General features: G+C 42.4%; 21 protein-coding genes and 5 riboswitches. Of the genes, 9 read left to right on the top strand and 12 right to left on the bottom strand.

From position 1 onward, the window contains the following. Positions 1-37 precede the first annotated feature (37 nt). Complete coding sequence (locus tag ABEQ24_RS17900) at positions 38-1,285, bottom strand: dicarboxylate/amino acid:cation symporter (RefSeq protein WP_430008066.1); 1,248 nt, start codon at positions 1,283-1,285, stop codon at positions 38-40. Positions 1,286-1,448: 163 nt separating this feature from the next. Continuing rightward, a riboswitch (cyclic di-AMP (ydaO/yuaA leader) is annotated at positions 1,449-1,589 on the bottom strand. 119 nt (positions 1,590-1,708) lie between these two features. Between ABEQ24_RS17900 and ABEQ24_RS17905 the strand changes: the two genes are divergently transcribed. Both ABEQ24_RS17905 and ybaK read left to right on the top strand, forming a co-directional pair. Further along, positions 1,709-2,443, top strand: coding sequence for an alpha/beta fold hydrolase (locus tag ABEQ24_RS17905; protein ID WP_430008067.1), 735 nt, complete (start codon positions 1,709-1,711; stop codon positions 2,441-2,443). Positions 2,444-2,676: 233 nt separating this feature from the next. Continuing rightward, positions 2,677-3,153, top strand: a complete 477-nt coding sequence (gene ybaK, locus ABEQ24_RS17910; RefSeq protein WP_430008068.1) for a Cys-tRNA(Pro) deacylase — start codon at positions 2,677-2,679, stop codon at positions 3,151-3,153. A gap of 72 nt (positions 3,154-3,225) precedes the next feature. Here ybaK and ABEQ24_RS17915 read toward each other — a convergent pair whose 3' ends face one another. Both ABEQ24_RS17915 and ABEQ24_RS17920 read right to left on the bottom strand, forming a co-directional pair. Next, positions 3,226-5,019 carry a M3 family oligoendopeptidase gene (locus ABEQ24_RS17915; protein ID WP_430008069.1) on the bottom strand — a complete coding sequence of 598 codons (1,794 nt, stop codon included), beginning with the start codon at positions 5,017-5,019 and terminating at the stop codon, positions 3,226-3,228. A gap of 160 nt (positions 5,020-5,179) precedes the next feature. Further along, the gene (locus ABEQ24_RS17920; protein ID WP_430008070.1) at positions 5,180-5,356 is read right to left on the bottom strand and encodes a twin-arginine translocase TatA/TatE family subunit; all 177 of its coding nucleotides are present in this window, start codon (positions 5,354-5,356) and stop codon (positions 5,180-5,182) included. A 223-nt stretch (positions 5,357-5,579) separates the two neighbouring features. Beyond that, positions 5,580-5,756: riboswitch (Lysine riboswitch) on the top strand. A 133-nt stretch (positions 5,757-5,889) separates the two neighbouring features. Between ABEQ24_RS17920 and ABEQ24_RS17925 the strand changes: the two genes are divergently transcribed. Further along, on the top strand, positions 5,890-7,302 hold the full coding sequence (locus tag ABEQ24_RS17925) for an amino acid permease (RefSeq protein ID WP_430008071.1): 1,413 nt from the start codon (positions 5,890-5,892) through the stop codon (positions 7,300-7,302). Positions 7,303-7,333: 31 nt separating this feature from the next. Here the strand turns inward: ABEQ24_RS17925 and ABEQ24_RS17930 are convergent, their stop codons facing one another. The 8 genes from ABEQ24_RS17930 to ABEQ24_RS17965 form a co-directional block, all read right to left on the bottom strand. Next, on the bottom strand, positions 7,334-7,750 hold the full coding sequence (locus ABEQ24_RS17930; protein ID WP_430008072.1) for a CBS domain-containing protein: 417 nt from the start codon (positions 7,748-7,750) through the stop codon (positions 7,334-7,336). 16 nt (positions 7,751-7,766) lie between these two features. Next, a complete protein-coding gene (gene kdpDN, locus ABEQ24_RS17935; RefSeq protein WP_430008073.1) occupies positions 7,767-8,918 on the bottom strand; it encodes a KdpD-like non-kinase potassium sensor in 1,152 nt (383 codons plus the stop codon). 291 nt (positions 8,919-9,209) lie between these two features. After that, on the bottom strand, positions 9,210-9,794 hold the full coding sequence (gene kdpC, locus ABEQ24_RS17940) for a potassium-transporting ATPase subunit KdpC (protein WP_430008074.1): 585 nt from the start codon (positions 9,792-9,794) through the stop codon (positions 9,210-9,212). A 20-nt stretch (positions 9,795-9,814) separates the two neighbouring features. After that, entirely contained in the window at positions 9,815-11,938 is a 2,124-nt protein-coding gene (kdpB, locus tag ABEQ24_RS17945; RefSeq protein ID WP_430008075.1) for a potassium-transporting ATPase subunit KdpB, read from the bottom strand. Positions 11,939-11,958: 20 nt separating this feature from the next. Then, on the bottom strand, positions 11,959-13,635 hold the full coding sequence (kdpA, locus tag ABEQ24_RS17950; RefSeq protein ID WP_430008076.1) for a potassium-transporting ATPase subunit KdpA: 1,677 nt from the start codon (positions 13,633-13,635) through the stop codon (positions 11,959-11,961). Positions 13,636-13,653: 18 nt separating this feature from the next. Next, a complete protein-coding gene (locus tag ABEQ24_RS17955) occupies positions 13,654-13,734 on the bottom strand; it encodes a potassium-transporting ATPase subunit F (RefSeq protein ID WP_081414239.1) in 81 nt (26 codons plus the stop codon). 119 nt (positions 13,735-13,853) lie between these two features. Beyond that, entirely contained in the window at positions 13,854-14,237 is a 384-nt protein-coding gene (locus tag ABEQ24_RS17960) for a hypothetical protein (RefSeq protein ID WP_430008077.1), read from the bottom strand. A 98-nt stretch (positions 14,238-14,335) separates the two neighbouring features. Continuing rightward, a riboswitch (cyclic di-AMP (ydaO/yuaA leader) is annotated at positions 14,336-14,486 on the bottom strand. Between the two features lie 56 nt (positions 14,487-14,542). Continuing rightward, a complete protein-coding gene (locus tag ABEQ24_RS17965) occupies positions 14,543-14,932 on the bottom strand; it encodes a hypothetical protein (protein ID WP_430008078.1) in 390 nt (129 codons plus the stop codon). Between the two features lie 369 nt (positions 14,933-15,301). Continuing rightward, positions 15,302-15,438, bottom strand: a riboswitch (cyclic di-AMP (ydaO/yuaA leader). A gap of 451 nt (positions 15,439-15,889) precedes the next feature. Here ABEQ24_RS17965 and ABEQ24_RS17970 point away from each other — a divergent pair. From ABEQ24_RS17970 to ABEQ24_RS17980, 3 genes are all read left to right on the top strand, one after another. After that, on the top strand, positions 15,890-16,267 hold the full coding sequence (locus tag ABEQ24_RS17970) for a DUF2294 domain-containing protein (protein WP_430008079.1): 378 nt from the start codon (positions 15,890-15,892) through the stop codon (positions 16,265-16,267). Positions 16,268-16,526: 259 nt separating this feature from the next. Further along, positions 16,527-16,661: riboswitch (cyclic di-AMP (ydaO/yuaA leader) on the top strand. 116 nt (positions 16,662-16,777) lie between these two features. Then, positions 16,778-18,115, top strand: coding sequence for a type I glutamate--ammonia ligase (glnA, locus tag ABEQ24_RS17975; RefSeq protein ID WP_430008080.1), 1,338 nt, complete (start codon positions 16,778-16,780; stop codon positions 18,113-18,115). Between the two features lie 187 nt (positions 18,116-18,302). After that, positions 18,303-19,688, top strand: coding sequence for an amino acid permease (locus tag ABEQ24_RS17980; RefSeq protein ID WP_430008081.1), 1,386 nt, complete (start codon positions 18,303-18,305; stop codon positions 19,686-19,688). Between the two features lie 105 nt (positions 19,689-19,793). On the opposite strand, the gene ABEQ24_RS17985 is transcribed toward ABEQ24_RS17980, so the two are convergent. Continuing rightward, positions 19,794-20,972, bottom strand: a complete 1,179-nt coding sequence (locus ABEQ24_RS17985) for a D-alanyl-D-alanine carboxypeptidase family protein (RefSeq protein WP_430008082.1) — start codon at positions 20,970-20,972, stop codon at positions 19,794-19,796. Between the two features lie 182 nt (positions 20,973-21,154). On the opposite strand from ABEQ24_RS17985, the gene ABEQ24_RS17990 reads away from it, so the two are divergent. From ABEQ24_RS17990 to ABEQ24_RS18000, 3 genes are read left to right on the top strand one after another with little or no spacing between them, the layout of a single operon-like run. Next, on the top strand, positions 21,155-21,736 hold the full coding sequence (locus tag ABEQ24_RS17990) for a TetR/AcrR family transcriptional regulator (protein ID WP_430008083.1): 582 nt from the start codon (positions 21,155-21,157) through the stop codon (positions 21,734-21,736). After that, a complete protein-coding gene (locus ABEQ24_RS17995; RefSeq protein WP_133312540.1) occupies positions 21,733-22,071 on the top strand; it encodes a DMT family transporter in 339 nt (112 codons plus the stop codon). Before ABEQ24_RS17990 ends, ABEQ24_RS17995 begins: the two co-directional genes overlap by 4 nt. Then, positions 22,071-22,385: a DMT family transporter gene (locus tag ABEQ24_RS18000; RefSeq protein ID WP_430008084.1), complete on the top strand. Its 315-nt coding sequence runs from the start codon at positions 22,071-22,073 to the stop codon at positions 22,383-22,385. Before ABEQ24_RS17995 ends, ABEQ24_RS18000 begins: the two co-directional genes overlap by 1 nt. The last annotated feature ends 2 nt before the right edge of the window (positions 22,386-22,387 follow it).

The following is a 22,387-nucleotide window of genomic DNA, read 5'->3' on the forward strand; positions in this document are numbered from 1 at the left end:
ACATTTGGGGTGCACTTCATATCTGGCCGCTTTGATCTTAAGATAATTTTTCTTCCATATCAGGAATTTTATAATCTCCGTGTTTCTTTTCTGTTTCAGCTACTATGACTGCACAAGCTGCATCACCTGTGATGTTAACTGCTGTACGGGCCATATCAAGCAAGCGGTCGATACCGATGATTAAGGCAATACCCGCTACAGGAAGACCTACAGAGTTTAAGACCATCGCAAGCATGATCAGTCCAACACCCGGTACACCAGCAGTACCAACTGATGCAAGAACAGCTGTCAATACTACAGTAATTAATTGAGTGAAAGAAAGGTCAATATTATAAACTTGAGCAATAAAGATTGTTGCTACACCCTGCATAATAGCCGTGCCATCCATATTAATCGTTGCGCCCAAAGGCTGAACGAAGCTTGAAATCGGCTCTGGCACTTTAAGACGTTTCTGCGCCGTTTCCATAGAAACAGGAAGGGTTGCATTACTGCTTGAAGTACTGAAAGCTACTGCCATCGCAGGAGCGAAATTCTTAAAGAACCAAATTGGGCTTTGCTTTGCAATGAAAAGAATGGATGATCCATAAGTGACGATTGCATGAATCACTAGAGCAAGGAGTACAACACCCATGTAGAGTCCCATTGCTTTAAGAGCGTCTAACCCCTGACTGCCGACAGCAGTTGCGATAAGACCAAACGTACCGAATGGAGCAAATTTCATTACGACGTTTACAAGGTACATCATTAAATCGTTTCCTTGTTCAACGACTTTATACAGCGTACTCGCTTTTTTGCCAAGGAACGTAATTCCAAGTCCGACAAAGATTGAGAAAATAATGATTTGAAGCATATTTCCGTCAGCGAGTGCTTTAATAGGATTCGTAGGAATCATATTTAAGAATGTCTCAGCAACAGACGGAGCTTCTTTTGCTTCATATTCAGCTGATGCGGTATCAAACTCGCCTACATTTCCCGGCTGAATTGTCATAGACAGAAGTAAACCGATAACAATCGCAATCGCTGTTGTAACAAGAAAAAATGAGACTGTTTTAACACCTATTCTCCCCAGTTTCTTTGGATCCCCGAGGCCTGCAACTCCCAGAGTAATAGAGAAGAAAACAATTGGCACTACAAGCATATTAATTAAGTTTAAAAAGATTTTTCCAAGCGGGGTAAATAGGAACGTGTCTAACTGTTTAAATAAATCCGGAGCCGTGATATTAAGGATAAGACCGACAATGGCACCCAGAATTAGACCAATGATGATTTTCGTTGCTAGTTTCATATAAAACCTCCGTAAAATAAAAATAATAGAAAGATAATGCTTTATTCCCAAAAAGGCGGGATGAAGAAACATAAATGTGAGAGTTTTTTGAAAAATACAAAAAACCGCGAGAGAATTCTCGCGGTTAGTATTCGTCAATTTGAATAATTATGACTTTTCCACAGATGAGTCTCTCCAGTGCATACGAGGTTAGCTGTCGGATTCGGACGAAGAGTTGTCCTACCTAGTACTTTAAGGATTCACCCCAGTGCAGATGCACAGTTCGGTTCCCCCGTTCCCGTTAAGGATTAAGCGTATATTTATTAAGTTATACTACTATTCTAAATAAAAGATCCTGTTTTGGCAAACATCAAAATTTGCCTTTAGTTGGATTTACACATAAAATTTAGCAAAAAAACGTTATATATTAAGGAGTTTTAAGCCATGAAAAGATGGATGAAAAATTTTTCCCTGATAGCTTTAGCAGTGTTAATTCTATCTTTTGCAGGATTTTATATATGGTCACAGCAGACATATAAACCAACAGGAAACCTTTACAATTCGACAAATATCCAAAAGAAAAACAACGTGAATGGGTATTTGCTTTTTGAACCGGTAAATCAGAAGACCGAAACAGGCATTATTTTTTACCCGGGGGCGAAAGTCGAGCCTGAAGCCTATGCCTATCTTGCAGAGCAGCTTGCCATGAGGGGGTATACAGCAGCTATATTAAAAATGCCTTTTAACCTTGCCATTGCAGGAATTAACAAAGCTGACAAAGTCATTAATGAACACCCTGATATTAAGAAGTGGTATATTGGGGGCCATTCACTTGGCGGTGCATCCGCTTCTATCTATGCCTATAACCACCAGGATACAATCAAAGGACTCTTCCTGCTCGCGGCCTATCCTGCTGACTCCAGCGACTTTTCCGGAACGGACTTTCCGATTCTGACGATTTATGCTGAAAAAGACGGCCTGTCAACTCTTGCAGATATACAGGAGAAAAAGCATTTGCTTTCAGAGGATACATTCTTTTACCGGATTAAAGACGGAAACCATGCACAGTTCGGAATCTACGGGGAACAAAAAGGCGATAAAAAAGCGGACATTAATGTCTTTATCCAGCAGGATCTTGTAGTTAATGAGATTGACCGGTGGATTATGATGAATCAGTAAAAAAATGAATGTGCGAAGCGGATAAAACGGTGAGGCTGCTCGTCTATTTGGGTCGGTTCAGAGGGCCAGATGATTGATTAGGATTTGAGCTAGGGTTGCTGGAATGTGTTTAACATGGATTATTACAGTCTGTTAATATATTGTTAGTAAGACCTCGAAACTAAATTGCAGTAGAATAAGACTGCGGCCGCATTTGCAAGGGCTTATATTAAGTGTTCAAAGAAGGTGTAAAGATGAAAAAAGGTAAAACGAACGCAATGAGGATATTAGACAAAGAAAAAATTGAATACAAAATAACAACCTACAGGGCAGATGACGGTAAAATTGATGGATTATCTGTGGCTAAAAAGATTGGAAAAGAAGAAGGATCCGTGTATAAAACCCTTATTTCCCAAAATTCAAGCAAGGGATATTATGTTTTTGTTATTCCGGTTGAATCCGAGCTGGATTTAAAAAAGGCTGCTAAGGTTGTTGGAGAGAAGAAAGTAGAAATGATTCCAGTCAAGGATATAACGAAAGTGTCTGGTTATGTGCGGGGCGGCTGTTCACCAATAGGAATGAAAAGTTTATTTCCTACTTTTATTGATGAAAAAGCTCTAACAACTGGAACAATTATTGTCAGCGGGGGAACTATCGGTGTACAGATTGAAATGAATGCAGAGGATTTAGCAAAGGCAATAAAAGCTCAATTCACTGATTTATCTAAATAACTTTACTCCATACAAAATAAAAAGCGGCATCATCAGCCCAGTTGCTGAAGATGCCGCTTTTTCCTAATGCTATTATTTAGTCGCCTCAAGAAACTCCTCTGCATCTTCCACAGTCAGAGCGACTGCTTTATGCCAGAAATCTTCTTTTGTCAGATCCACTCCCAAATGTTTCATAGCGAGGTCTTCCACCTGCATAGAACCTGTATCTTTAATGAGGGCAATGTATTTTTCCTCAAACGCTGTTCCTTCTTCAAGGGCTTTTGCATAGATTCCAAGCGAGAACAAATAACCGAACGTATAAGGGAAGTTATAGAAAGGCACTCCTGTAATGTGGAAATGAAGCTTGGATGCCCAGAAATGCGGGTGATATTCCCCTAATTCATCGCAATATGCTTCTTTTTGCGCCGCCTCCATCAGCTCGCTGATGCGCTCAGCGCTTACCATTCCTTTTTTACGTTCCTCATAAAACGCAGTTTCGAAAATGAAACGCCCGTGAATATTCATCAGAAGGGCAACACTGCGCTGCACTTTGTCTTCAAGCAGAGCAAGGCGTTCTTCTTCCGTTTTTGCTTTTTTCACAGAAGCATCTGCTACGATCATCTCTGCAAACGTTGACGCCGTTTCCGCCACGTTCATGGCATAGCTGCGGTTCAGCGGATGAACGCCTGCCATTGCATGCTGGTGAAACGCATGGCCAAGCTCATGGGCAAGTGTTGCAATGTTAGAAGGCGTTCCTGAGAATGTCATAAAAATACGGGACTGATCGCTTTCAGGGAAGCTTGTGCAAAATCCGCCCGGCGCCTTTCCTTTTCGGTCCTCAGCTTCAATCCAGCTGTCTTCAAACGCTTTTTTCGTGAAGGTTGTGAGATCCTCGCCAAAGTTGCTGAACTGTTCAAGGATGAATTCTGCCCCCTCCTGATAGCTGACCTTTGACTCCTTGCCGCCGATCGGCGCATCAAGATCATACCAGCTGAGTTTCTCTACTCCAAGCAGCTCTGCTTTTCTTTTTAAATACTTAACTAGAGACTGCTTGTTTTCAGAAATCACCTTCCACATGATGTCAAGCGTTTCGCGCTTCATTCTGTTGATCTCAAGCGGCTCGCTCAGAACGTCGTCCCATCCGCGCTTCTCATACACGTTCAATCTGAACCCTGCAAGATGGTTCAGCGTCTGGGCGAATAAATCAGCCTTGCTACCCCATGCTTTCTCCCACTCTTCAAACACAGCTTTTCGGACTTCACGGTCAGCACTGGAAAATTTATTGGCTGCCTGGCCGACAGAAAGTTCTTTCACTTCACCGTCTTCTTCAAAAGGAATTTTAACGGTCGAAACAAGAGTGTCATATAACTGACCCCAAGCATGATAGCCGTCTACTGACAGAGCATTGATAAGCGTCTCCTGCTCCATCGGCAATTTATTTTTTGCTTTATTTCTGCGTTCAGTCAGCACATAAGCAAGTTCAGAAAGACTTTCTGTCCCGATAAGTTCCTCCCATACTTGATCCTCCACTTTCACAAGTTTCTGATCAAGACTTGCAAGAGCATTTTGAAACTGAGAGCTGAGCTGCGTTACTTTTCCTCTCTGCACACCAGCGTGTTTATCCGCTGTATCCTGAGCTTGCAGACAGCTTACAAAAGCACCGGCCTGTCTCACTCTTTTCGCAATCCCCTGGAACACATCAAGAATTTCATCAAGGTAAATATGATCTTCTTTTGAGCTTGGCACCTTTAACTGATCAGCCTGCACTTTAAACAAAGGAACATCTTTTTCAAGCTCTTCTAAATGACGCTTAAAGCTTTCAGACTGGCTGCCCCCTTTGAAAAAAACATCCAAATCCCAAGTCTCTGCATATGTAGCGGCTTTCATAGCCATACCCCCCACTATTTATTTCGCTTCCCTAAATAAACTGTCAGGTCTATTATATATCATTTCACTAAATATTTGTATAATTCTAACACTTTTAACAAAAAAACTTACCGCCGCAAAAAAAACAGCCCCGGCATTCCCGCCAAGGCTGTTTGATTCTTTATTTCACTGATTTATCTGACTTGCTTTCTTCGTCATCCATCAGACCTTTTGTTGCGTTTTTAAACTCTCTTAGTGTTTTGCCTGCAGCTTTTCCGAGCTCCGGGAGCTTTTTCGGCCCGAAAAGCAGGAGTGCTACGAAGACAATTAACATGATTTCGCCGAATCCCAAGTTCATCATGTGCCCTTCTTCCATGTTATATTTTCATAAAAATAGAAAGAAAACGTTATCTTTGTAAATTATAGTAGATTTTTGAGCTTTATGCAAAGTGAAGTTTTGGTGACAGATATTTTAAAATAGATTTGAAACGTATGGTAAAAAGTATATCTTGTTGACATCCTCTGATCAACCTGCTAAATTTACTCTATTAAAATAATGAATAAAAATCCTCACAGCATCTCAGTGAGGTAGAGGTTGCGCCAATTAAGAGTAAGTTGCAAGAGGCTAGTGGAGCTGTTGACTGCAAGTGAAAGGATTTGGCGCCGAAGTTTGAAACAGCCACCTTGTTTCAAGCTGGGACAGTATCGAACAGGTACTGGACTGCCGCAGAGTCAATTTGCGGAGTGCTATCTGGAGATGATCGTGAGTTTTTGTGTTTTTAGCGCATGGACTTATTCTATGCGCTATTTTGTTTGCAAAAAAATGATCACATTCATTAAAAACTACACACAATATCGGTAGAGTATTGATATGTATGGGAGGTTTCAGTTTTGAAACAAAAGAAATGGGGATTTTGGCTTTTAACAGCCTTCGTAGTAGGAAATATGGTCGGCTCAGGCATATTCATGCTGCCAAGCACGCTTGCCCAGACAGCAAGTCCGCTTGGAGTAACCAGCGCCTGGCTCGTAACCGGATTTGGAGTATTAATGATTGCGCTAGTCTTCGGTAATCTATCGATTCGCAGACCAGATCTTACAGCCGGCCCGCAAAGCTATGCAAAATCGTTATTTGATTCACCGAAAAAGGGAAACGTTGCAGGATTCAGCATGGTTTGGGGATATTGGGTGGCCAACTGGATCAGCAACGTGGCAATTATCACTAGCTTTGCCGGCTATCTTTCTTCATTTTTTCCAATAATGTCTGATGAATCTGTTCTGTTCTCAATAGGTTCACAGGAGATTCAGTTAGGAAGAGCGGTCACATTTATTGTTTGTACCATTTTGCTTTGGGGCACTCATACCATTTTATTGACAAACATGAATGGTGCCGGGAAATTAAATTTTGTTGCAACTGCATCAAAAGTAATCGGTTTTATGCTTTTCATCATCGCAGGTTTATTTGCATTGGAATCAGCATCATTTGGAGAATTTTATTTCCCCGTTGAACCAGAGCCCGGTGTAACTTACGGCCTTGGCAATCAAGTTCAATTCGCTGCCATTTCAACTTTATGGGCATTTGTAGGCATTGAATCTGCCGTTATCCTGTCAGGCCGCGCTTCATCTCAGCGTGATGTAAAAAGAGCGACCATCACAGGCTTACTCATTGCTGTGTTCATCTATATGATTATCACGCTTATCACAATGGGTGTTCTGCCGCACGATCAGCTCCAAGCATCAGACAAACCGTTTGTAGATGTACTCTCTGTCATTATTGGCGATGCAGGTGCAAATGCAATGGCACTATTAGCAGTCGTGTCTTTATTCGGTTCAACCATCGGATGGATTCTGCTATCAGCTGAAGTACCGTATCAGGCTGCAAAAACAGGAATTTTCCCTGCTTTCTTTGCAAAAACAACTAAAAAAGGCAGTCCAAAAAATGCGCTGCTGATTACGAATTTGATGTCGCAGATCTTTATTTTCTCTACCATTTCAGGAACAATTAGCGAAGCATTTACATTCTTAACAACATCCGCTACACTTGCTTATCTATTCCCATATCTTGTTTCATCTATTTTCTTCTTGAAGCTGATCGCTAAAGGAGAAACGTATGATCTCGTAAAGGGTTCACGTATAAAGGACGGAATCATTGCGTCTATAGCCTGTATCTATTCTGTCTGGGTTATCGTCACCGGAACAGCGGATCTTAAAACATTTGCTTTAGGCGTAGGCCTTTTCTTCGCGGGCTTTGTCATCTATCCATTCCTAAAAAAGTACATGAATAAAGAAGAATCCGATTCTGTTTAACCAAAAGGGCTGCATCCATTATGCAGCCCTTTTAATTTACTGACGGAGCAAACATCTGGCTTGCACAATACTCAATGATCTCTCTCCTTCTTATGATTCCGATAAAAATGCCCTTATCATCTGTCACTGGCACAAAATTCTGTTCCATGGCCCTTGTAATAATATGTTCCATCTCAGCCTGAATGCTAATAGCCTCATTTTTGCGGTGAAAAGGAATTTCCGTCAACCGGATATTTTCCGTGTTGTGAAAATTCAGGTTCGGGGTATTTTTCAGCTTCCACAGAAGATCTCCTTCTGTCAGCGTCGTAACATATTTCCCTTCATGATCAAGCAGCGGAACAGCTGAATAACGGTGGTATTCCATCTTTTCAAGCGCCTGTCTCATCGTCGACTGGATCGGCAAATAAACAACTTCTTTTTTGGGAATCAGGAAAAAAGCAATATTCATTTCTTAAAAGTCCTCTCTATATTTTTCCATCTGAAACGATATGAATATCAATGTTTTCTGTTTTTCTCATGATTGTATTTACGATAGACCCTTTTCGGATTTCCTCCCATCTTGTTCTTGCCGACTGCCCAAGCAGAATCTGCGTCACATGGTGTTTCGTTGCTGCTTCTATGATGATGTCTGCAGGTTTCCGGTTTCTCTCATGCTCCAGCAAAAAGACGGCATTGAATTGAGCGGACAGCAGCTTCCACCTTTCGATTTTTTCTCTCATCTCCTGGGTAAATGATTCTTCCGGTAATTTTGATGCATGGAGGATAAAAAGCTGTGCACGGAGCCGGTTCCCCATCCTCCAGCCTCTTCTGATGAGTTTTTCGGCAGTGGGACCGTAGCCTACGCAGACAAGTATTTTTTCATGCACGCTTATCGGACCATATGAAAGGTTTCCGCTGATCTGATCCATTTTTTCATCTACATCGTCCGCCACTTCTCTCAGGGCAAGCTCCCTTAAAGCGGAAAGATTGGGAACGGTAAAGAAATGGGAGAGACTTTGCTCAATCTTGTCAGAGCCGTAAATTTTGCCTTCTGACATTCTTTTTCTCAGCGTTTCAGGCGTCACATCAATCAGCTGGATTTCGCTTGCTTGCTGAACAAATAAATCCGGTACTCTTTCCCGCACAGCTACTCTCGTTATCTGCTGGACAATATCGCGGACACTTTCCAGATGCTGAATATTGACGGCAGACATGACATTGATTCCTGCTTCCAGGATTTCCTCAATATCCATATATCGTTTAAGATTTTTAGACCCTGGAATATTTGTGTGGGCAAGCTCATCAATAATGACAACAGCCGGTTTCCTTTCAATGATGGCCTCCACATGGAGCTCTCTGAATATACTTCCTTTATACGTCATCTCTTTTAATGGTATAACTTCAAGGTCTTTTATCAGATCCTCCGTTTCTCTTCTTCCATGACATTCAATCAGACCGATGACGGCATCAATGCCTTCAAGCTTTAAATCATGGGCATCCTGAAGCATTTTATACGATTTTCCAACCCCCGGGGCAGCTCCCACATAAAGCTTCAATTTGCCCCGGTTCATTTCTGCAATTTCATCAAGCAGCTCCTGCGGAGTTTTCCGTCTGAAATAAGGATGGTTTTCATTCATAGTTTCACCTGCTCTATAATAGAAAAGCGTAATCTGCCGCCTGCAAGCATCCAGTCTCAGCTTACCCTGCAGCTGAGGCGGATCTTTATTATGGCTGTTTTAGAATAGATTGTTGTTTACTGCGGTACCCGTTCCCTTGCGCTCCAGTCACAAGATTACCGCGGGGAGGGCCTGAAGCTTCCTCGCTGCGCTTGCGGGATCTTCAGTGCCCTCTTCATCCCGCAGGAGTCAAGTGCCTTCCGCTTCAGTCCACTAATTTTAAAAATCTAATATAAGGAAACACAGCTATTTTTATTGTTTCTTCATGTTTTTCAAGTCCAGATTCAATTTAAGAACATTCACTCTTTCTTCGCCAAACAGTCCAAGTTCCCTTCCCTGCACATGTTTTTCAATCAGTTTTTCAAGTTCAGCTTTTTTAATTCCTGTTGCTTCTGAAACGCGATCGAGCTGCACGTAGGCTGCTTTTGGACTAATGTGCGGATCAAGACCTGAGCCTGAATTTGTCAGCAGGTCATTCGGTACATCGCTGATTTTCGTTTCAGGATTGTTTTTTTTCCACTCTTTTATAGAATCCTTCGTGCGATTCAGCATATCCTCATTGGATGGTGCATAGTTATTGGAGCCTGATCCTGCACCGTTGTATTCAATGCTCGAGATTCTTCCGTGGAAATAGCCTGCTTCTGTAAAAGTCTGTCCGATCAGCTCAGAACCTATCACCTTATCATTCTCATTATAAATTAAACTTCCATCTGCCTTATGAGGAGCAGCCGCCTGGGCAATTCCTGTTACCGCAACCGGATATATCAGGCCGCAGAAGGCCATTAACACAAGGGTCATTCTGATAATCGGCCCTATCATTGATTGTTTTTCTTCCATTGTATAAACCTCTTTTCTTCTTATATAAATAGAGCAAGGCAGAGATCGATCATTTTAATGCCGATAAAAGGAACCAGCACTCCTCCGAAACCGTATACCAGCAGATTTTTTCTGAGCAGGGCATTTGAACTCATCGGTTTATAGCTGACACCTTTCATTGCGAGAGGAATCAGAATCGGGATAATAACTGCGTTAAAAATCAAGGCCGACAGAATCGCAGAGATTGGCGAATCAAGTCTCATGACATTCAGCACTTTCATTTCAGGGATGGCAAGCATAAACATGGCTGGGATGATGGCGAAATACTTGGCAATATCGTTTGCGATACTGAAGGTTGTCAGTGCCCCGCGTGTCATCAGCAGCTGCTTCCCAATTGAGACGACCTCAATGATTTTCGTTGGATTGGAATCTAAATCCACCATATTCGCTGCTTCTTTTGCAGCGGCCGTTCCGCTGTTCATGGCAAGGCCTACATCTGCCTGTGCAAGTGCAGGGGCATCATTTGTGCCGTCGCCCGTCATGGCAACAAGTTTGCCCTGTGATTGTTCATATTTAATGACTTCAATTTTGTCCTCAGGCTTGCACTCTGCGATAAACTCATCAACACCCGCTTCTTTTGCGATTGTGGCAGCTGTGAGAGGATTATCTCCCGTACACATAACGGTTTTGATCCCCATGCTGCGAAGCATGTCAAACCGCTCTTTCATTCCGGGCTTCACCGTATCTTTCAAATAAATTAATCCGAAGATCTGATCATTCATGGCTACAGCAAGCGGCGTACCGCCGGCCTTGGAAATGTCATCCGTTTTTTTATCAAGATCAGCAGGGATGACTCCTCCATGTGACAGAACCCATTTCTTCACGGCATCCACCGCGCCTTTTCTTACAACCGTCCCATCAGGCAAATCCATGCCGCTCATTCTGGTTTCGGCTTTAAATTCTATGAACGCTCCTCCATCTGCAGGGTCTGTTTTATATGAAAGCTGTTTTTTCTTTAATAGATCAAGGATCGACCTTCCTTCAGGTGTTTCATCTTCAAGTGAGCTGATGGCTGTCCATTGGGCAAGGTCCTGCATTGGGGCCTTGCCGACAGGAATGAATTCACTTGCCATGCGGTTCCCGAATGTAATCGTACCTGTTTTGTCCAGGATGATCGTGTTTATATCGCCTGCAGCTTCCACGGCTTTACCTGACATGGCAATGACGTTGAACTGGGTTACCCGGTCCATCCCGGCAATTCCGATAGCGGAGAGCAATCCCCCAATTGTAGTAGGAATGAGACAGACAAGCAATGCAATCAGAACAGGTATTTCCAGCTGAAAGCCGAGATAATTCGTATAAAAAGGAAGAGTTACAACGACGATCATGAAAATGAGTGTCAAGCTTGTTAAAACGGTATTCAGCGCAATTTCATTCGGTGTCTTCTGACGCTGTGCCCCCTCAACTAGAGCAATCATTTTATCTAGGAAGGATTCACCCGGATCACTTGTGATTCTCACTTTGATCTGGTCGCTTACCACCTTTGTTCCTCCTGTTACAGAGTTGAAATCTCCTCCCGCTTCCTTAATAACAGGAGCAGATTCTCCTGTTATGGCGGATTCATCTACAGATGCAAGACCGGTGATTACCTCTCCGTCTCCCGGAATAAACTCTCCCTGGGATACAACAACCACATCTCCCTTGCGAAGGGAAGCGGAGTCGATTTTTTCAATTTGTCCATTAGGTTTCACACGATTGGCTGTCATTTCTTTCTTGGAATTTTTCAGTGCATCCGCCTGAGCCATCCCTCGCCCTTCTGCCAGAGCTTCAGCAAAGTTTGCAAATAAAACGGTGAACAGAAGAATCAGTGAGACTGTTAAATTAAACGTCACGTTTACTTTTGCAGATCCAAAAGCAGCAGGTGCAAATGTGAGCAGCAATGTAAGGAAGAAACCAATTTCTACAATAAACATGATTGGATTTTTCACCATAATTCGCGGATCAAGCTTAATAAAAGATGCCTTTATTGCGTTTCCAATCAGCCCTTTATCTACTTTCGTTCTGTCTTCCGGCTTCTGATCTTCCGGCTCTGTCTGTCTTGCCTCTTCCATCTGATCATACCTTTTTGCAGCCTTCACTGCGGTTGCTAATGATGTCTTACTCATTTCGGATCCTCCAATTAGGTTTATAAAGTTAAAAACTCTGCGACTGGTCCTAAAACCAGTACCGGGAAGAATGTCAATGCGCCTACAATAAATACCGCTCCGACAAAAATGGTGCCAAACAAACTTGTATCTGTACGGAATGTGCCGATGGTTTCCGGCACAAGCTTTTTAGCAGCTAATGATGCTCCAACAGCAAGCATGGCAATGATGCCAAAGTATCTGCCGATAAACATGACGATTCCAGTTGAGATGTTCCAGAACGGAGTGGCATCTCCAAGACCTTCAAAGCCTGAACCGTTATTGGCTGCAGAAGATGTGTATTCATAGAGGACTTGAGAAAGCCCGTGGAATCCAGGATTTGAAATACCGTCAGATCCAAGCGGCGTATAGAGCGCAACCGCCGTTGAAGCAAGGATCAGAAACGGGTGAATCAGCAATGTTACAGCGATCAGCTTCATTTCTTTTCCTTCTATTTTCTTGCCAAGGAATTCAGGTGTGCGCCCTACCATCAGACCGGATAAGAAAACGGCGATGATAGCGTACATGATGATATTCATAAAGCCTGCTCCAATGCCGCCGAAAACCGTATTTAAAAGCATATTCGACAAGGCAAGCATCCCTGTAATAGGAGAAAGCGTATCATGCATGGTATTAACCGCTCCGGTTTCAGAAGCTGTTGTCACGATTGCGTAAAGAGTAGATTGTGCGGCACCAAAGCGGACCTCTTTCCCTTCCATGCTTCCGGATGCCTGTTCAAGACCAGCTTCTGCCAATTTTGGGTTGCCCTGATATTCTGATAAAAGAGCCGTTCCAAGAAAGACAACGAAAATCATTGCCATTGCAGCGAATAGGATTCTGCCCTGCTTCGCGTTGCCGACCATCTTTCCATACGTATAAGGAAGGGCTGTCGGAATCAGCAGCATTAAGAGTATCTGGAGCAAGTTACTGATCCCGTTTGGATTTTCAAAAGGATGGGCTGAATTGACTCCAAAGAATCCGCCTCCGTTGTTGCCTACTTCCTTTATGGATAAAAGAGAAGCAACAGGGCCCATTGCGATCGTCTGATCCGCGCCTTCTACTGTTTTTACCGTTACACTTGAATCCAGCGTCTGAGGAACACCAAGAAAAACAAATGCCAGACCTGTTACAAAGGCTATCGGCAAAAGAACACGAGTAATGGAACGAATTATATCCACAAAGAAATTTCCAAGAGGGTTGCCTGAAAGTCCTCTTATTAATGCAATGGCTGCAGCAAATGCTGTAGCAGGAGCGACAAACATCATAAACGTAATGCCGATCATCTGAGAAAAATAAGATAATCCGCTCTCTCCGCTGTAATGCTGAAGATTTGTATTGGTCATAAAGCTGATGGCCGTATTAAAGGCAAGTGTCGGATCCATTCCGGCAATGCCGCTCGGATTCAGCGGAAGCGAACCCTGGAAACGAAACACAAGGTAAACGATAAAAATCATAAAAATATTTGAAAGTAATAGAGCAGAAGCATATTGCCTGAAACTTTGATTCGTTTGTTTGATTCCGCTTAGTTTATAAACCGCATGTTCAAAAGGTCCAAAAAAAGCATCAAGTTTCGTTGTTTCATAAGAAAACGCACGCGCAATGTAGTGTCCTGTCGGCTTTGCCAGCAGGATGACAAGCGCCAATGTCAGGATTATGGAAAGTATGGATAGTACACTCAATGTCTTTTCCTCCGCAAGTTAAAATTTTTCAGGGTTTACCAATGCATAAAGCAAATAAAGCGTGATGGCGGCGATTCCGCCGAGCAAAACAATCGTCACTTTTCTTCCCTTCCTTCAGTCACAATCTTTTCAGACCATTTTACAAGTCCTGCCATAAGCAGCGTTAAAGCTGCAAATGAGAGAATCATGATACTGTCAAGCATTTAAATCCCCCGTTCTTATTGAATCAGAAATTTTACGTTATCTAATCTTGAGTACATGACATGCTGAGCGCCGAGCAATTCATAAAGCTTTGCCGGATAATTTGCTTTTTTGGTAATCACCGTAATCGGCGCCCTGACACTTGCTTTGAGTATTTCCATCAGCCGGCAGGTCTCAGCTATTTTATCTTCGAGCAAAAGCACTCGTGAAATGGGCTCGTTTATTAGCAGATACTGTGCATGTTGCCTGATAAAATAAATGGTTTTAAACCCTTTGGTTCTCAAATGACTTTCTACACTGTAATCTCCCGTAATAAATGACAGAGACGAATTCTCCGGGAGAATCTCATCCAGGCAGCCAAGCCTCGTATAGCTCGGAATGCAAATCAGCATCGTTTCCATGACGTTCCCTTCCTTTTCAAATCAATAAAAACCGCGGAAGAGGGTCTCTTCCGCGGTTTTTAGGCATCGCTTAAAAAGCATGCCGCACCTGCGATTTTGATTTCCCTCACTGCGCTTTCGGGGTTAGCTGTCGGATTCGGGCTATGAGAGCTGCCCTGCCACCTTTTCAGATGGATTCACCCCAAGCGGCTGTTTGCCGCACAAGATTGGTTCCCCCGATTTCATTGTGAAATTAAGCGTTCAGGTATTCAGTTCTGATTTGACATCTCTTTTAGAGATCCACCTCCTTAAATCATTCTCGTATTTTAGCCTTGCTTCATTTCGCCAAGCCAGTACGAGCACGTTCCAGGCTTGCTGAAAATCACGTATCTTGCTCCCAGTTTTTTATATAAGTCATAGTGTCTGCCGTCATCTGTCATCACAATGATCCGCATCGTGCCCAGATCTGAGAAAAAGGCTGTTAATTCAAATCCTTCATTGATTGAATCCGATATAACATAAACAGAACGATAATTTGAAAACTTCTTTTCCAATTCGAGCAGGTTATCCATTCGTGTGTTTCCATCTTTAGAGTTCGACAGTTCACACGCATACTGCTCATAGTTCATGACATCTGCAAATCTTCTATTCACGCTTATACTTTCTACGACAGAACCGAATAAATCTCCCTTGCCTATAACCAGTGTGTGATTCATCGTCATCCCCCGCATATCCATGTATAACGGTATTTTTTCCTCGTGCCGGCTCTACCCCTATTGGATGAAGCAGCCAAAGTGTAAAAAAAAGAGACCAATGCTTACCCTTCCCCCAAACAGATCCATATCCAATCAAATCAGCAGAATGTCCATAAGACAGCTGATTGATCTACATATGGCTGTTTTGGAGAAAAAGTACTCATTGGTCTACTTAACGCCCAGCAAGCCGAGGCCCTCTTTGCGTTCCGTCTTCCGTTTTTTCCTTTTTCAAATGAATTGCGTGAACAAAAGACCTTTTACAGTCCCCAGGCCTCTTCTCTGCCTTAAAAAAGGGCAGTAAAAAAAAGACTCCTGTTAAGGCGGTCTTTTGACCTCCTTCGCTTTAGCCGACGAAGTTAGCTGACGGGTAGGATGGCGAAAGATCTCATCCTTCCTGCAAATGCAGAATTAACCCCAAAAAATTGGTTCCTCCGCTCCCGAATCTCGGGACTAGGCCGTTATGCAATTCGTTATTACGTGATTATCTTACTCCCGCTTGTAAGCCGTGTAAATACGGAAATACACCCGAAACAAGGAAATTTATTAGCTTTATATCTTATTTCCTCTTAATTACTCATTATTCCTCACGTTTTCATTTTTTTACAGGCTTTTTTCACATAGATCGTTATCTGGGGGTTACAACTCTTTTCCAGCCGGATTTTCCGGTCCCGACGGGAGAGTCGAGCACCTTCAGCCGCAGTCCAACTGGAAATAAGCCGTCAAGAACAGCCGGGTATATTAAGCTTTTAATTTGCATCCCTGCCTTATTTTACTGGAATTTTCACAATGGTATTGACAGGTACACACCCTGTAAGTAAGATAAACTCGTCTATACCTGAAAGCGCAAGGACCATCTTTGCGCTACAAATTACACTTTTCTATTATTTACAAAAGTTCTCATGCTGGGGGTTCATTCAAATGGCTGTGTCGCCTAAGAAAAAATTAGAAATGGAATTAAGTGAAGCCTTTATCAAGCTTCAAAGAGACTTGATTGGACGCGGTCCTCAGGAGACCAGAACATACATTGTCCACGATATGGTGATCGCAAGGTTCAAAGGTGTTCTCACAGTTGAAGAAAAACACCTGGTTGAAAACGAGAATGGCAGAAAGCTTGTGAAACAAATGAGACAAGTCCTGCGCGAAATGTACAGTAAAGAATTTGAAGAAATTGTAGAAAGATGCACCGGCTGCAGAGTGCTGTCCAGCCACAGCGACATCAGCACCAAAATGGGCGAACGGATTGAGGTATTTGTGGTAGATAAGGATTTGGATCGCTCTCTCGAATCAAAAGGCTAAAAACCCCATTTCAAAAGGAGTATGCATAGACTGCATACTCCTTTTTTCTATCTACTCAACTATTTATCCTACCCCATTTCAAACCCATTCTCAGGAAAAATAAATAATGATCTAAAGATAATATACAATAATTTAAAAAAGAGAGAATGGAAGAGAAAACGAGAGAAAAACAGATAAGAAGCAGATATTTTACTAAAATATCCCTCTTTTTCTTCCCTTTACAAGTAAAATTACCCGGGCGTATGATAGGTTCAATTTATTTCCTAATTCGCAGAATCCGCTAAAGGAACGGGGGACCCAATCAATCGGGGTGAAGCCGCTTAATCAAGTGGCCGGGCGACTCTTACCGTCCGAATCCGTCAGCTAACTCCGTATGCGTTGTTTGAGAGAGGAAGGTGTGAATATTCAGAGCCGGCTAAAACCCGCTTGCTGAAACAAAAATATAATCCTTCGATTTTTCAAAAACCGTTCGTAATATCAGACAAAAATTTAAAAATCGGGGTGTTTTTTATGTTGACCATTTTAGATACGTTAAGTGAAATTAAGGCAGAAATAGCAGAAAAGCATGTAGAATTGCTGCACCTTCAGTTTGTTGATCTTGAAGGGAATTTAAAGCATGTCACCATTACAGCTGATCAGATTGATGAGGCCGTTGAAGGTAAAATGATGTTTGACGGGTCGTCAATCATGGGATTCTGTCCGATTCATCAGTCCGACCTATATTTAAAGCCTGATTTAAACACATTTGCCATCATTCCCTGGTCAGTTGAGGAAAAGTATGCGGAGGCAAGGTTTCTTTGCAGCATACACAATCCGGATATGACTCCTTATGAAGGAGATCCGAGATTTGTGCTGCAGCAGGCAATGAAAAGAGCAAAATCACTCGGTTATTCCATCAGCATCGGACCCGAATTGGAATTCTTTCTCTTTAAGACCGATGAGAACGGAAACCCAACAACAAATCCGCATGATCTGGGAGGCTATTTCGAGCCCGCTCATGATTTAGGTGAAAAAGTGAGGCTTGAGATCTACCGGACTTTAAAAGCAATGGGCTTCAAAATTGAAGCCTCACACCATGAAGTAGCAAACGGCCAGCATGAAATCAACTTCCGTTTTAACGATGCCCTGACTTCTGCCGATAATGCAACGACTTATAAATGGGTTGTTAAAAATGTCGCAAAGCAATTTAATCTGCATGCTTCTTTTATGCCTAAACCGGTTCAAGGAATAAACGGCTCAGGCATGCACGTTAACATCTCGCTGCTCAAGGATGGGGAAAATACGTTTTATGACGAAAATGATGAAATGCAGCTTTCAATTGAAGCCTACTACTTTATCAATGGCATACTGACCTATATTGGAGAAGTGACCGCCATCACGAACCCGATTGTTAATTCGTACAAGCGGCTTGTTCCTGGCTTTGAAGCTCCCTGCTATATTGCCTGGTCAACCTCAAACCGTTCAACCTTAATTCGCATACCGGCAAAAAGAGGGGCTGCAACACGCATTGAAGTGAGGCATCCAGATCCAAGCGCCAATCCATATCTTGCTTATGCCGCTATTGCCGAAGCCGGAATGGCAGGCATTGCCTTATCAGAATTCCCAAAAGCAGCTGTTCATGATGACATATTCAGCATGACAGAATCAGAGCGGCTTGAAAAAGGCATCAAGCATCTGCCAGATAACCTAGAAACAGCACTGGATTTGCTGGAAAACGGCCCTCTTGCAAAAATGGTTCTCGGACCGCACGTTTTCCGTCAATTTCTTCTTCATAAAAGGGCTGAATGGCACGAATACAGAAATACCGTACATTTATGGGAAATTGAACGTTATCAGATGAAATTTTAATTAAGAAGCAAAAAGCCCGGTTCACTGTTGAATCGGTTTTTTTTGTCCCTTAATTCGTGAAGGGATTCATAATTTCCGGCCAGTTGGTTAACGTAAGAAAATAAGCTTATCCGCAAAGTGAGCGGACTGATTATTTTTTCAATATACTTTTTTGAGAGTGTTATTCTCAACTGCTGGAGGATCCTGTATGAATTCCCTTTTCAGAAAAAAATCAATTACCGACCTGCTCGCCCAAAGTCAGCAAAGGTCGCTTGACCGCACGATGGGTGCGACTGATTTAACCTTGCTCGGAATAGGAGCCATTGTAGGTACAGGCATTTTTGTTCTGACAGGAGTGGTTGCTGCAGAAGCTGCGGGCCCTGCACTCATTCTGTCTTTTGTCCTGTCCGGTATTGCATGTGCACTTGCTGCCTTTTGTTATGCCGAGTTCGCTTCCTCCGTGCCGATTTCAGGGAGCGTGTATACCTATACATATGCAACACTTGGAGAGCTTTTTGCTTTTTTAATCGGGTGGGACCTGATGCTTGAATATCTGCTTGCCACTTCTGCTGTTGCAACCGGCTGGTCTGCTTACTTTCAATCACTGCTCGCAGGTTTCGGACTGGACCTGCCCAAGGCAATTACCTCCGCTCCCGGCGCCGGAAAAGGCGGATTGATTGATTTGCCTGCCGTGTTAATTATTTTCTTCATTACTGCCCTATTATCAAAAGGCATTAAGGAAAGTACACGTGTCAACAATATCATGGTATTTGTCAAGCTTGCTGTCATAGTAGCCTTCATCATTGCCGGCATCTGGTATGTAAAGCCTGCTAACTGGACGCCGTTTGTTCCATTTGGCTTTGATGGGATTGTAACTGGTGCTGCAACAGTTTTCTTTGCTTACATAGGTTTTGATGCAGTGGCTACCGCCGCAGAAGAGGTAAAAAGACCCCAGCGTGACGTTCCGATCGGCATTATTTCTTCCCTTACTGTTTGTACGATTCTCTACATAGCTGTATCCCTTATTTTAACCGGCATGGTTCCATATACTGAGCTCAATGTGGCTGATCCCGTATCGTTTGCCCTGCATTATGTCGGACAAAATACTCTTGCAGGTTTTGTATCTGTTGGCGCAATAGCAGGGATTACTACTGTTCTGCTCGTAATGATGTATGCTCAGGTCCGCATTTCGTTTGCCATGAGCAGGGACGGTTTGCTCCCAAGTGTTTTATCAAGTGTTCACTCCGCATTTAAAACGCCTTTTAAAAATACGTGGATTACTGGTTTAGTTGCAGCGGCGATTGCAGGATTTGTAGATTTAACAACCCTTGCCCACCTCGTAAATTTAGGGACATTGGCAGCGTTCACACTGATCTCTATCGCTGTAATCGTCTTAAGAAAAACCCATCCAAACCTTGAGCGGGCATTCAAGGTGCCATTTGTACCCGTTTTCCCTGCAATCAGCGCATTATTTTGCATTTACTTAATGACCAGCCTCCCTGGCATTACATGGACAGCATTCTTTATCTGGATTTCAATAGGGGCTATCATTTACTTTGTTTATGCACGGAAAAACAGCAAGCTTTCAAGATAAGAGAAGCAGAAGCACCTTGGTAAGTTCTTAAATTGAATCAAGACAGCATTATGTTTGTTTTGACATAAAAAAATCCTTCCTTAAATGACTGGAGCAAGGATTTTTTTATGATCTTCTTACTTGCCTGAAGAAATACCCGACAAGAAGAAAAGCAACAGCAAATGAAGCAATGACAATAAATTTCAGGTGATCATGCAGCATGCTTTGGCCAAGCGATGGCTCTACAGCTGGAACTGCTTGTTTCACCACGTTTTTGGCAACTGCTGCTTCAGGTTTTAATTTATGAGTGGCAAGCTCTCTGCCATCCTCTCCTTCAACAGCAAGCAGTCCATCTAAATCGACATCTGCTGAAATGCTTTCATTATTTTTTTTTGCATAAAAAAGAGGTTCGCTCAGTGTAAACTTTTGCCCGCTCTGATCTTTAAAGGCTGTACCTTCTGAAATAAATTCAGATGTAAAATGATTAAAGCCAAAATCCATTAATTTCACGGTATCTTTATATGACATTCGGTCTGTTTTAGCATTCAGCACAATCGCAATCAGACTGATATTCTCTCTTTCAGCAAGAGTGGATAAAGTAAAGCCTGATTGGCTGACATAGCCGTTCTTTCCGCCAACCATACCCTCATACGGTGTTACTTTAAGAAGCTTGTGATGATTATGAAGCGTTGTATCCCATGTTTCTCCGTCCCATTTCAATTCTTCTGTTGAAAATATCTCTCTGAATATATCATTTTGTGAAGCGTACTGAGTCAATTTCGCAAGATCTTCAGCAGTCGTTACATGTTCAGGATCAAAAAGGCCGTGCGGGTTGGTGAAATTGGTGTGCCGAAGTCCTGCTTTTGACTTTAGAAATGCTGTCATTTCCGCAGAAAAGGTCTCCGTATCACCGCTGATATGTTCAGCAATCGCCACGCCTGCATCATTTCCTGAATTGATCATCAGGCCCTGGATGAGCTTTTTCATGGGAACCTGCTCGCCTTCTTCAAGGTAAACTCTTGTTCCATCAACACTTCTGGCATTTTTGCTTACTGTCACAATATCGTCCATATTCCCATTTTCAATCGCATAGATAGCTGTAGCCATCTTCGTTACACTTGCAGGGTACATGACGGAGTCACTGTTTTTTGAGTAGAGGATCTGACCTGATGCAGCATCAATCAATACGGCTGATTCACTCTGAATGTCCGGCTCTTCTAAAGGGAGTTCTTCAGCAAGCACTTTATATGAAAATAATGCTGATAAAAACATACATCCTGTAAGGATCAAAGAGGCTTTAATCATATTATAAAATCTCCTGTATAGTTGTTAGATTATAATTCTATATTCAATCCGTATACAAGCATAACAGGAAGGAATAAAGTGTGACAATGTCAAGATATAGAAATCGGTGTATATTCTTGCATTTGACTTTCATTTTCTCCCGAATTATAATGAACTGACGAACGTCAGGAAGGAGAAAATAAATGACATCAGATCAAATAAAAGAAGCCGCTGTACGCAATTTTGCAGCGCATGGATATGAGGGGGCATCATTAGCTGCAATCGCAAATGAAGTCGGCATCAAAAAACAATCCATCTATACTCATTTCAAAAGCAAGGATGAACTTTTTCTTACTGTCATGACTGAGGTCCTTGAAAACGAACTTGAGTATATAAAAAACTACTTTGTCTTCTCAACTTCCGATTCCTTAAAAGAATCGCTTTATCATTATCTGTCAGAATATATCAGCCGCTATGAAAATGACGATCAAACAAAGTTCATGCTCAGGATCAGTTTTTTGCCGCCAGTTCATCTCTATGATGAAGTGATGAAGAAAGTGTACACCTACTTGGATACTTTTGAAGAGCTGCTTACACCCATCTTCAATGATCAAAAAGTTATATCAATAAATCAATCAGATGCAGTGATAGCCTATATGGGACTTGTTGATGCCGTACTGGTTGAAATCCTATACGGCGGTGCAGAACGATTTAAAAAGAGATTAGATGGGTGTTTTAGCGTTTATTGGAACGGAATTACCTCTCAGAAAGGAAGAACATCATGAATCGTGACTGGATAAACGTTTTTTTAGCCGGATTCATTGAAGTGATCTGGGTGGCGGGATTAAAATACTCAGATATCTGGTATGAATGGCTTATAACCATTATTACGATATGTGTCAGTTTTTATTTGCTTATCGGCGCAACTAAAAGACTGCCGGTGAGCACAGTTTACGCAGTCTTTACAGGACTTGGCGCTGCTGGAACCGTTATTTCAGAAATTCTCTTTTTTAACGAGCCATTTCAGCTGATCAAAATTTTGTTAATCATCGTCTTAGTTGGCGGTGTCATTGGATTAAAAACATTGTCTGATGATAAAAAAGAGGAGGCTGCAAACTGATGGACTGGATTTTACTGATAACAGCAGGCTTATTTGAAGTTGTCGGAGTCATCGGAATCAACAAAATGAAAGATTCTAAAGGAATCGTTCCCTTGCTGATCATGATTGCAGGCTTTTCATTCAGCTTTCTTCTATTAAATCAATCTCTGCAAACCATTTCACTTGGAACGGCATATTCTGTCTGGACAGGAATTGGATCTGCAGGAAGCGCACTTGTAGGTATTTTATTTTACGGAGATTCAAGCAGCTGGAAAAGAATCCTTTTTATCAGCATGATCATTTCAGCTACAGTTGGATTGAAACTTGTTTCCTAAGG

It is taken from the genome of Metabacillus idriensis (assembly GCF_050483325.1).
In the GTDB taxonomy this organism is placed as follows: domain Bacteria; phylum Bacillota; class Bacilli; order Bacillales; family Bacillaceae; genus Bacillus_P; species Bacillus_P idriensis_A.